Here is an 11628-nt window from a genome sequence, read left to right as displayed (position 1 = left end):
TTAGTATGCGAGAAAGTGAACCAAAAGTGTACATCTTTAAGTGAGTGCGTTTGTACATGTAGATCTTAGCATTTGTAGTGTATGTCGTAAACCATGTGTAGTAATAGGTTGAAGGTATCTCAACCAATGCAAAAGGATTTTTATCAATGCAGCTATGTTTAATCGCATAATCAAGAACTTTCGCAGCATATGATTTTACCATGCGAAACCGCTTTAGCTTCTTAGCCCACTGGTATATATGCTTTTGACAAGTTGCAATATCAATCTTGTCCACTTTATAGGCACCCATAGCAGGTAAAATATGATTCTTAAAAATACCGATAGTTTTTACAAATGTACTTTCTTCAACGCTGTTTTCATACTGCTCAACCCACATGTTATAAATATCTTGATGTTTCATATTGTAGTTTTTTATATGTGCCACTGTTTACCTCGAGCTGTAACTGATTCATAGCATCTTGTGCCTCTTTACGTGATTTAAAACCACGTCGAGTAGTAGTTAAAGGCTTTCCAGTTAATGAATCTGTACCAAGGTAAAACTTAAACATAAAACGCTTTTCGCCATCTTTTAATGTGTACTCTTTAATTTGGGGATTTCTCGCCAAAGTAATTCCTCCTCTGTACTGCTTACGGAGACAGAGTGTAAGGCAGAGAGTAGTACCTTACATATCATATTATGTATAGCGTTTGAAGACAAATTAGAGTTTGTAGACAAATAGAAAGAACAAGCCTAAAAAGAGCTTGTTCTAATATTTCATATATTGAATAAAAATTTAAAATGCATTAGCTTTGATTTCTTCTGTCCATCAATATAAACATTTACAGTAATATCTATAAAGCTATTATCTTACCTTTTCTTATTTTCATTCGCTTCACTAACGGAAGGCAAATTTTTTCTGCTATCGTTCGTAACTGCACAATAGGAGAATTTCTTGTTGAATAAAGTGTGCAACTTATAAAAAGTTCAAAGTAATTGCGTGCTGAGTGGTTTAAAAGTTAGATGTACAATATGGTTACAATTTTACGTTCTAGCTTTATTTATTGTATATACAACATCTTTACTTTCTTTTAAATCTTTTAATGTATAAATCCATCCACCAGGATTATTTGCAGGGGGATGTGGTGCGTTGGGTAGTTCACATAAAACCCTTAATAGATAAAATTTGTATTGTGGAGCTTTATTAAACTCAAAGTCTCTGTAGCGCCCCAAAATATATTTAATAAGGTTTTCTTTTTCAGTTGTAGTAAGATTGATACCTTCTATTTCTTTTTCCCAGTTATTCATATCGAGTGAAAATGTCTTATTAATGGTAAAGATTGTATCCATTTCGCCCCCTTTTGCCTTACGGAAAGTTAAATAATTCGTTGGTTTGTAAATATAGCCTTTTAATAAAAAAGGGTGGGCATGTACTAAATATTTTTCTATTAAATGGACGGTATCCCCGGCTGAGACCGACAAAACTAATGAATTTTCATCAGGAGAAGTTGGTGAGTTTATATCTGCTCCCCATGAATTATTTAAACGTTTATCCTCTTTAAAATGTTTTTTATAACTATTTACAATTTGTTCTTCAGTCTCTATTTGTGCTAGAGTAATTAGCCAATCCCCGGACTGCTTAATATCTACCAATAATTGTTTTACATATTTGTTAAATTGGTCTACTTCTTGATTGTCAAAATGCATTAATATTTCATGGTTAATAGTTAAACCTTTAGTTGTAAAATTTGCTGAGCCAGCAAAACATTGTTGGTCGTCCACTAAGTAAATTTTTGAATGTAAATTTTGTAGTGCTAAAACTTCTACACCATTTGAGAGTAGCATTCTTAATGCGTCTAAACTATGTGAATTCTCAATAAATGCTTTGCGCTCAAATCTCGTGATTACCGTACAATGAATTGAATAATTATTTACTATCTCTACTAATTTTCCTGTAATTCTTAAATTCATAAATGGACTGATAATAATGAGTTTTTCTTTGGCCGTTTTTAGTACTTTAAACAATTCTGATTCTAGATTGTTCTTGAGTAGCTTCATCTGATATAACACCCTCTTTTTAGATTTCATGATTAAAGAGAAAATGAGAAATTTTCCCCTTTTAATTAATAATAAACCTATTGATATTTCATCAATTTTTATCGTTAGCACTATCAGTTATAGTTGTCTTCAGGTGCAATTGACAATTCTATAATGCGTTGCTTACGGAGTCAGAGTGTAAGAAGACTAGTGCCTTACTTACTTATCATATTATGTATAGCGTTCACAGACAAATAAAGTTTATAAATAAATAAATAAATAAATAAAAAGAACAAGCCTAAAAAAGAGCTTGTTCTAATAGTTCATATATTTACTGCCCTATAATAAATTGGGGGTAGAATTATGAGGTTTTCTAAGTATTTTTGTTTAAATAATTCATCACAAAAAGATTTGAGTTTTATAGATATTCGAGTTGATTGGGATAATAAATTATTTATTGACCCAACTCGTATTGAAGCTGAAACAGATACGTTTTCAGCAGAATGTGACAGTATTATTCTTGACTTTTTCAATACTGTATTAGATTTATATGGAGTAAAAAATATAGATGAAGCTAGGAGTAACTTGGTATATTCTGGTGAATCCAATGAATTGTTTTTAGGATATACTGAAGGGTTCCCTCAAGGTACAGGCAATAGTGAGGAAGAGTTAGCTGAAATATTCAACTATATTCATATTAAAGAATTAATTTCAAAAGGTTTAATTGGTCGTATAGAAGACTTGCATGTATATATAGATAAATTTGGATGCGATAAAATGTCCGATTTAATTGCAAGTTTAATTAAGAAAAAATTAGTTGAATATACTGTCCAACAAAGTGAGAAATATAATATAAAAAGAGATTTTGAGTTAACAAAAAAATATTGGAATCACCATACACATCAATGGGACGAATTTACGGAATACGTGCCTAGTATAAAAGGGCATGGTGGGAGAGATTTTCCTGTCGTGCTTGTACCAAAAAGGTATGTAGTGACTTCGTACTTATATGATGCAGAAAAGTATTGGGAAAAGATAGTCAGCCGAAGTAGGCAAGATTTTCCCAAGATAGAAAGAACTACTCTCTATATTAATAAGGCTAATAGTAGAGGACAACTTAACAAAAAGGATATTTGGGAGCATGAGTCTCAAGGTAGGGGTTTAAAAGAATACCTTATAGATTATACAATTGATGATTTGAATGCTATAAATAGATTTAGACAAGGAATAAAAAATACTCAAAGATCAAATGAAAATAATGCTTTAAGTGATGAGGAAATAGACCTTATTATTAATGAGTCTTTAGGGAATTATTCGTTAAAATCAATTATTTAGTAATTATGAAATAGCCTTTCTTGAAATTGAAGAAAAGCCAGAAAATATATTATTATTACCAATTGAATATGAAGTAATAATTCATTGAAGATATTACCTAATCAATATCCTGGACAACTTGCTCAAGAATTAGATTGTACTGTTCAAAAAATTAGAAGAATAGTTGATAAACTAGAAGAAAGAGATTTAGTAAAAAGAGACAAAGATAGAACTGCAAATGATAGAACTATTTATGTATTAACAGAAACAGCTGATGGTTATTTTTAACAATTAATAATATAAATATTAAAAATGGAGATCCATATAAGTACGTTGCAGTTTTAGTCTTAGGTCCCGCAAACTTTTATTATCTCTGTGTTGATGTAGGGGTATACACCTGTGAAAGTAGGAAGGTTAAGGTGTGAGGTAGAAGAGATTTCTAATTCCGATTTTTAAAACTTATTCCACGAAGATTAAAGTAAAATGGAAGAAACGAATTCCCCAATGAGGAATTCGTTCTTTTTTGCAATGAATAAAGAATTTGCGAGTCAATTTCCCGCATACCTAACACATTGCGAAGGTCAAGTGGTAGGAGTTTAAATATGGTAAATAAATGATTTGAATTGAAGGGATTGCACTCTTTTTTTAAAGGTAAATTAGGTCATAATATTGAAATAAATTACTTATGTTCTAAATGTAAAGGAAGAATAGTAATGAATGCCCCAAATATATGGGGAAATTTAGTGACAGTAAGTTTGGAAAAACCAATAGAATTAAAAATAAAAAAAGGGTCTTAAATTTCAAACTTGTATCCAATGGTAACATTTTGACTGTATATGAATCAGAGCTTTTTGCCATCTAGTAAACTAAAATGCCCTCGACCTAGATAATTTTATGGTATGTAATTACTACGAAAAATAGATTGCTGATGAATAAGGAATAAACAAAGAAATTACTGCAATTACAGTTAAATACGGCGATAGCCATAACGCCCTTCATGTTCTTCATATATCGCCTTTATTTCTGCTTTTAAATCGGCATCTGGATCTGGTCGATTAATACGTTTTACTAAATCATAGTACGTACTTCGTGGAATGCCAGCGAGTTTTACAAGTGCTCTCACCGAATATTTTTGCCTTAACTCATAGACTACTTGTACTTTGTCCTGTTTGTTGAATTTTCCTTGTTTTGAACTAAGGCATTCAACTTTTTTAAATACTCATTTTCCATTTTTAGTTGTTTAATACGTGCTTCAAGTGCTTCAGTAGAGCCTTCAACTGGTGCCTGTATCGATTGTTTATTGAATTATTTTTTCATGGATGGACGCCCCTTTTTCTTTGATTGAAGGGCATCTAATCCTTGTGTTTCATAATGCTTTCTCCAAACACTAATTGTTGAAGGGGCAGGTATCTTAAAAATCGCTGCCGTTTCGTTTAAGGACGTACCGTTTTCAATCATAAAATTTAGTACATCCATTTTAAATAATTTGTATAGGGCTGAATAAAAGCTTTCACACCATTGTATTCATATTGTTTAACTCATTTAAGGATTGCTTTATGATCAGTCTCCAAAGATTTAGCTATTTCATTAGCACTTTCTCTTCCATTTAAATAACGCTCAACTGCTTTTAATTTATCTTCTGCAGTATATTTAAACATAGAAAAAAACTGTACCTCCATTGTTAGATGTATCTAACAATAGGGGCGAGTTCAGTATGATAGGGTTTTGGCTTTTTTGTTTTGTCATAGAGTTTCATTGAACATCATTCAGTCGTAGTTAAAGATTTAATAATAAGGTATGATTAGAATTATAGATAGGGGGAATTGGTTTTGTTAGACGGAAGGGCTTCTGTTGTAAATTTAGAAGAATTGAAAGATTTTATTAAAGCTGATGAATACATAATAATTGTTGATAGTTGTGTTTTTTTGGATTACTACAGATATAGTTCGCAAACTGCTAAGGCAATCTTAAAAAACTTAGAACATTTGAAGAATTATCTATGGATACCTAACCAGGTTTATAAAGAATTTAAAAAGAATAATAATTTAGTTTTACAACCTAATCATAATAAATATAAAAATATAACTACAAATGTTTCTTCGTTTACAAAAAAATTTGAAAACAGCTTTGACGATTTAATAAGAGAGTACAATAAATTTAATTTTCCAAAGGTAAACGAATTAAGGGGGAAGATATTAGAACATTTGAAAAGTATAGAAAATGAAGCGGAACAATATAAGAAAGATATAAAAAAAGAGATGGAAGATATGGCTCTTTTATTAAGAAGTAATGATATGCTCACTTTTATTGAAGATTTAAAGGAAGGAAACCAAGTGGGTAAAGCACTTTCGTCATTTAAGTTATTAGAAATTGTAGAAGAGGGTCAAAGAAGATTTAAATTTAATTTACCTCCAGGTTATGAAGACGAAGGGAAAGATACATCTAGTAAAGAAGCAATTAATAAAAAAGATGACCCTCTAGCTCCGTACGGAGATCTGATAATATGGAAATCTTTAATTGAAAAAGCAAGGACTGAAAAAGTTAATGTAATATTTACTACGTCAGATAGTAAATCAGATTGGTGGCATTTAAGTGAAGATAAGACAGAGATTATAGCTCCTAGAGAAGAACTATTAGCAGAGTTTTTTGAACAAACTAATGGGAAATCAAAGGTGTTAATGATTCCTATGAGGGAATTCGTAAGTAAATTTTCTATTATTAATGGCATTTCTGCGTTACATCTAAATATTGAACTTAATGCTGAGGATATTTTAAAAGATCAACTTTTTGAATCTGGGGAACAGATACAAGATTTCCTAATTAGTGAGGCATATCATGTTCATCTTGGGAATATAGAAGATATAGAAGACTTTGAAATCGTTAATGTAGGTGTAGATAATATTGAGATAGAATTTGAAGATGAACTTGCTACAGTTACAGCGGATTTTCAAATAGAGTGTTCTGGTTATCTTATCGAATATATCAATCGTGATTACTCAGAAGCAACTCTAGTAACTATTAAATTAAAAGGAAGGTACTCTATAGAAATAGAGTTAGATTTTGAAAAAGACGAGTATACTATAGCAGATTATCGAATAGATAAATTAAGTTTGAGTCAGTCCAAAGTACATTATGCTGATGATTATGAAGACGAATCTTATATTAATGCAGATTGGTCTTGGAAAGATTTTTTGGATGTATGTAATGTATGCAATAACAACATAGGCGATAATAATTTGTTTCCAGAAAGAAAAATTTGTGATGCTTGTTCGCAAGATAGTAGTAAATTTTTTTTATGTACTAGTTGTAGCACTTTTTATAGACATGAAGAATATAATGGTGACGGTGAAAAATGTATTAAATGTTTAGAGCTTTAAATAAGATTAGACAGTAGGATATCGCTACTGTTTTCTTTTAGCTTAAATAACTCTCAAACTTCTGAACCGCCTCCGCCTTAATTTTCCAATGGATGGAAGACGGGTAAAAGTTTACCTAAAATTCACTTTCGAAGTTAAACCCGTGGTAAAGTTTTTTAAAACTACTCAAAAACCCTTATAAACACAGTTAATCTAGCATTCCCTAAAGACGGTGGTATCACTCCTTATCGTCTCTATTTCATGGAAAATATAGGTTTGCATGGACATCGGAATCCCGTGGTATAAATGGGATTTCAGTGTTCGTCTCTTTCGTATAATTTTAAGGCTTTTAAACGACTCGTAGTTAAAACTGTAGTTAATTTTAAAGCGATCCATTTACGTGATTATAGAACGTTTGAACAGTCTCCGATTTATTCTCTAGAGTGAGGTGCGTATACATATCCATCGTCGTTTTAATATCAGAATGCTCCAAGCGGTCTTGAATTTCTTTAGTCCGCTTCATTCATAAGGGAACTGTGTATATGGCATAGACCGTGCGTAGTAATCTTCTTTAGGTTATATTTCTCCTGTATTCGAACTAGTCATTTACGGGTTTTCGTAGGCTGTAAAAATTCATTTATTTCATTACTAAATACGAGCTGTTCTTCGGTTAGCGTATTAAACCCTAAAAGTATGTAATCCTTTAGTTGCTGTTTTTTCAATAGCGCTAACATTTTCATCGTTTCCTTGTCAAGTTTAATCGTTCGGTAAGAACTCTTGATACTTGTTCTACTATATATGTCATCATCTCTTAGTATCTCTTTTTTATATACTCCATTACTTCTTCATAATTGAATCTGATTTGACCACCAATAGTATAGCTAGGCAGTTTTTTTAGCTAACCGATACATTGTAAATTCCGATACATTTAACAGTTCTGCTAATTGTTTCGCACTTAGCATGAATAATCATTGTCCTTTCTTATGTCGCTACATAAGTAGAATAAAATGTTGTCTAACAAAGATGTGTAAAAATGCTAGGAGATGCTAATAGTTAGTATTATGAGATTAGATGGAGAGAAAAAATGCGGTTAAGTTAAAGCTAGGTTTAATGGAGGTATCTGAAGTATTTGCAATAATTTCATACGCGTATTTCAAGCGTTACCCTATTTAAAAGTGAATAAAGAGAACATTCGGCATGGGATAAGTGATTTTATTTGAAGCAATCAAGTAAAATGTTACTTTCTAACTTAGTTGTTACCTAATAATAGGAAGGTGCTATCTCAATATGATTGAAATAGAGCTTAAATCCTAAGATTTGGTATAGTTCCTAACTATCAATTTATAAGTGGTATAATAATCCAAAATAGGCGTTGTTTTGTTGTCCTGTGGAATGGCTAATTTTAGTTAATGGTAAAATGTCCAAATATATATGAGCGTTTGGTGATTTTTCATAAATAGATTTGCACTTAGAAGCAAGTTACGAAATATTCGATACATTCTGTCGAATGGAGGGTTATACTAAGTCTAGATAATGTTCCGTTTTACAAAAGTTTTTTTCTACATCTTGATTTATTTAATTTCGAATATTGGTTGTTGATATTGGACAAAATATTATAATGTATATTTATGTTTGTAATTAAGGTCAATTTGTAAAATTGATTTAGTGCGAGAAAGGAATTGATGCAATGAAATGGGAGGACGAATATTACTTTGATCCCGAAGATATAAGAATAGAATCACGTTCGTTATCAGTAAATTATATTATGGATTTGATTTCTAGGGATGAAATAAATATCTCTACAGAATTCAACCGAAGATCTATTTGGACAATACAGCAAAAATCACTTTTAATAGAGTCTTTATTATTACGTATACCTATTCCTTCTTTTTATTTTTATGAAGATAATAAATGGAAATTACATGTGATTGATGGGGTACAAAGGTTAACAACTATTTATGAGTTTATTAATGATTATTTTAACTTGAAAACGCTTAATATTTTACATGATTGTAGAAATATGTATTTCGGAGATTTGCCACAGAAATATAAATATCGGATACTGCAGACACAATTACAAGTTAATGTAATTGATGCAAGAACACCCAAACAAATACAATTTGAAGTGTTAAGGAGGTTAAATAGTGGAGGTACATCTTTAACAGCACAAGAATTAAGGAATACTGTAGCAACAGAAGAAACTAGAAACTTATTAAATAGGATGGCCAATAATTATTTTTTCCAAAATATAATCAATAGTAGAAATGATAGATTTCAATTACAAGAATATGCACTACGTTTTATTGCATTTTTTCGAGCTTATGATCCTTTTCATAAAGAAGTATTGTTTACCAGAGGAACTATGGGGGATTTTTTAGATGACCACTTTTATGAAATAAATAATGATAGTTCCTACTTTGATACTTATGTAATGGCTTTTGATAAATCGTTAGAATATATATATGCTCTATTAGGTGACTCTCATGTATTTAAAGATCTTCGGCGAAATAAAAACCTTATAATTGTGATGTTAGTGGTTTTATCGAATATGGAGGATATTAAGGGGATAGACGAACAACGGCTTAAATTAACATTAAACAATTTGGAGCATATAGAGAGTTATTTTAAGAGTAAGAAATCTTATAAGCATAAAGTCTTGATGTATTTTGATGTAGTTAATCTTATTTTACTGGGAGGAAATTAATCTTGCTTGATAATATTAAAATTAAGAATTTTAAATGTTTTACCGAAAAAAATATAGCATTTGCTCCTTTAACCATGCTGGTGGGAGGAAATGGAGCTGGGAAATCCTCTGTAATACAATCATTGTTAGTTACTAGAAAAAGTATAGAACATATGAGTAAAAGTAATACTAATGATTTTGCTGTAGGCCTAAATCATGATTATTCCCTACAATTAGGGTTAGCAAGATATGTTATTTCTAGTTCTCCTAGTTCAGAAAATATTTCTTTTACAATTCAGTCACAGGAAGGAGATTACCAAGAATTTATTTATCACTTAAATGAGGATATAGACCCTTTAAGTCTTATTGGTAAGAGCGTATATAATAGTGAAAACTCCCCTTTGCAAAAATCTTTTCGCTATCTCAACGCTGAAAGAATGGGACCACGAAGAGTGCAAGAGATGGCACCAAAGACAAACTTGCAATTGGGTTTTTATGGGGAATACACCAACCATGCTATTTACTATGCTGATAAAATTCATCGGCCTGTGCCAGAACAATTATTAGGAGAAGATAAATCGCAGAGATTTTCACATCAAGTTGAGGCATGGTTAAAAACTATTATTCCTTCTACACAAATACGTTTAGAGACTATTGAAAAGGCGGGCACAGTATCTCTCCAATATCAAAATGGACAATTGGGAACAGACTTTTATAATCCACCTAATACAGGATTTGGTATAACTTATGTTCTTCCAATAATTGTCGCTGGTTTACTTGCTTCTACAGAGGAAGATCCAGTTTTAGTAATTGAGAATCCGGAAGCTCACTTGCATCCTCTGGGTCAATCTCGTATAGGTGCGTTTCTAAGTATTGTAGCATGTAATGGGGTTCAAGTTATAGTTGAAACACACAGTGAGCACGTTGTAAATGGAGCAAGACTTCAATTAGCGAATATGAGAGAAACTGAAAAGTTATTAATTAATTTCTTTTCACAGAAAGATAGAAGTATTGAAGTAGATGAAGTGTATTTAAATGCTTTTGGGGAACTATCCTCTTGGCCTGAGGGTTTTCTTGATCAAGATCGTAAAGATTTAAGGGAGTTATTAAAAATAAAAAGAAGTGGGTTAGACAGCGTATGAACCTCAACCATTATATAGTTTCCAAGTCTTTTGAGAAGTCGAATCACAATGATAATGTAATAGTTTTTCTTGATAATCTAAATGAACTATCAGATCTTGTAGAACATATACTTGAGCACGGGGAATCAATTTGGATGGATGACGATTTATATGATGTAGAAATTTTTGATGGTGAATCGTTGGAAGAATTGGTATATTACAGTGATGGTAAGGATGATGCCACATGGTTGTTATCAAAGATGCTAGAGGTATGTAAGAGTTCTAACGAGGCGCCTTATTCATCGGTTGAAGTTTATAGTAAAATTGAAGTAGATGATCCTTACAGTGACACTACACTTTTATGTTTGGGTGAGCTAGAAAGAAAACCTCTTTTTATAAATAATATTAATAAATGGAAAGATGCGCATAGATATTATTTACATCTTTGTTATGATAATGAACAGTTTATCAATAGAGCAAAACTATGTTTTGAAAATTTATTCTTTCATGAGAGAGTACTAGATAGCTTAAAAACTTTAAGTGTTCCTTTGTGTAATGAATATAATAGAGAAATAATTATGCATTTAATAGCGCTGAACGATGAATTGCCTTTAATTTATAAGAATTATCACCATGAAGGAGATCAATCCATGTTGGATAGGTTGCCTGTTAAAGCATCACCAGAGAGAAAACCAAAAGTGGTAGCGAAACAGCTTACTTTCAAATTTGAAAATAATTCTGGTTTCTTAGAAGAAGTAAAATGTGGTCCGCATACAAAGCTTAAGGGTGAGTTTATTACAGCTAGTGCTGAGTATTTACAAGACAGAATTTATTTTGGGTGGGGAAAGGATAATATTCAAGATGGCAAAATTTTAGTGGCTCACATAGGTAAACATAGAGATTAGATATATAAATTATTATTATCTATATGTAAACTGTGATGTGAGATTATATAATACTATTGTATTTTACATAGTTAAGCTTTTGATTGATAATAAAAGTGGTTCTACTAAGTCGAATGTTTTTCTTAGGAAGCAGTTTGAGCATGAGTTCGATATTGTATGAGGGCACTGAAAAACTTGCGTTTTTTATAAAAAAATTCGTTTTAGAGAAAGATAGGGCGCTTCTTGTTCAATTTTG

Annotated in this window: 9 protein-coding genes and 1 pseudogene; 6 read left to right on the top strand and 4 right to left on the bottom strand. The window is 31.2% G+C overall.

Annotated elements, in window-relative coordinates; all coding sequences use genetic code 11:
* The 3 genes from ABNX05_RS25760 to ABNX05_RS25750 form a co-directional block, all read right to left on the bottom strand.
* Positions 1 to 400: N-terminal phage integrase SAM-like domain-containing protein (locus ABNX05_RS25760; RefSeq protein WP_349662294.1), on the bottom strand; the 400-nt coding region annotated here is incomplete at its 3' end.
* Positions 378 to 605 carry an Arm DNA-binding domain-containing protein gene (locus ABNX05_RS25755; protein ID WP_349662293.1) on the bottom strand — a complete coding sequence of 76 codons (228 nt, stop codon included), beginning with the start codon at positions 603 to 605 and terminating at the stop codon, positions 378 to 380. The genes ABNX05_RS25760 and ABNX05_RS25755, both read right to left, overlap by 23 nt.
* A 416-nt stretch (positions 606 to 1021) precedes the next feature.
* Complete coding sequence (locus tag ABNX05_RS25750; RefSeq protein WP_349662292.1) at positions 1022 to 2065, bottom strand: phospholipase D family protein; 1044 nt, start codon at positions 2063 to 2065, stop codon at positions 1022 to 1024.
* Positions 2066 to 2377: 312 nt separating this feature from the next.
* Here ABNX05_RS25750 and ABNX05_RS25745 point away from each other — a divergent pair, with 312 nt between their 5' ends.
* Both ABNX05_RS25745 and ABNX05_RS25740 read left to right on the top strand, forming a co-directional pair.
* Positions 2378 to 3349 (top strand): DUF8370 family protein, encoded by a 972-nt coding sequence (locus tag ABNX05_RS25745; protein WP_349662291.1) that lies wholly within the window; start codon positions 2378 to 2380, stop codon positions 3347 to 3349.
* Between the two features lie 84 nt (positions 3350 to 3433).
* On the top strand, positions 3434 to 3616 hold the full coding sequence (locus ABNX05_RS25740; protein ID WP_349662290.1) for a MarR family winged helix-turn-helix transcriptional regulator: 183 nt from the start codon (positions 3434 to 3436) through the stop codon (positions 3614 to 3616).
* Positions 3617 to 4298: 682 nt separating this feature from the next.
* Here ABNX05_RS25740 and ABNX05_RS25735 read toward each other — a convergent pair.
* Positions 4299 to 4986: pseudogene (locus ABNX05_RS25735) on the bottom strand (helix-turn-helix domain-containing protein); the annotation flags it as partial.
* 171 nt (positions 4987 to 5157) lie between these two features.
* On the opposite strand from ABNX05_RS25735, the gene ABNX05_RS25730 reads away from it, so the two are divergent.
* The 4 genes from ABNX05_RS25730 to ABNX05_RS25715 all read left to right on the top strand — a co-directional run bounded on the left by ABNX05_RS25730 (position 5158) and on the right by ABNX05_RS25715 (position 11393).
* Positions 5158 to 6705 carry a PIN-like domain-containing protein gene (locus ABNX05_RS25730; protein ID WP_349662289.1) on the top strand — a complete coding sequence of 516 codons (1548 nt, stop codon included), beginning with the start codon at positions 5158 to 5160 and terminating at the stop codon, positions 6703 to 6705.
* A 1666-nt stretch (positions 6706 to 8371) separates the two neighbouring features.
* Positions 8372 to 9388 (top strand): DUF262 domain-containing protein, encoded by a 1017-nt coding sequence (locus ABNX05_RS25725; protein ID WP_349662288.1) that lies wholly within the window; start codon positions 8372 to 8374, stop codon positions 9386 to 9388.
* Positions 9389 to 9390: 2 nt separating this feature from the next.
* Entirely contained in the window at positions 9391 to 10509 is a 1119-nt protein-coding gene (locus ABNX05_RS25720) for an AAA family ATPase (RefSeq protein ID WP_349662287.1), read from the top strand.
* A 134-nt stretch (positions 10510 to 10643) separates the two neighbouring features.
* The gene (locus tag ABNX05_RS25715; protein WP_349662286.1) at positions 10644 to 11393 is read left to right on the top strand and encodes a hypothetical protein; all 750 of its coding nucleotides are present in this window, start codon (positions 10644 to 10646) and stop codon (positions 11391 to 11393) included.
* Positions 11394 to 11628 lie beyond the last annotated feature (235 nt).

This window comes from Lysinibacillus zambalensis (assembly GCF_040183165.1).
Classification (GTDB): domain Bacteria; phylum Bacillota; class Bacilli; order Bacillales_A; family Planococcaceae; genus Lysinibacillus; species Lysinibacillus zambalensis.
The sequence above is the reverse complement of the archived record's forward strand: the minus strand, read 5'-3'. Positions and strand labels throughout refer to the sequence as shown.

Excerpts from the sequence above, each read along its gene's own strand:
- ABNX05_RS25750 (WP_349662292.1), bottom strand. The coding sequence starts at position 2,065 with ATGAAATCTAAAAAGAGGGTGTTATATCAGATGAAGCTACTCAAGAAC.
- ABNX05_RS25745 (WP_349662291.1), top strand. The coding sequence starts at position 2,378 with ATGAGGTTTTCTAAGTATTTTTGTTTAAATAATTCATCACAAAAAGAT.
- ABNX05_RS25725 (WP_349662288.1), top strand. The coding sequence starts at position 8,372 with ATGAAATGGGAGGACGAATATTACTTTGATCCCGAAGATATAAGAATA.
- ABNX05_RS25715 (WP_349662286.1), top strand. The coding sequence starts at position 10,644 with ATGGATGACGATTTATATGATGTAGAAATTTTTGATGGTGAATCGTTG.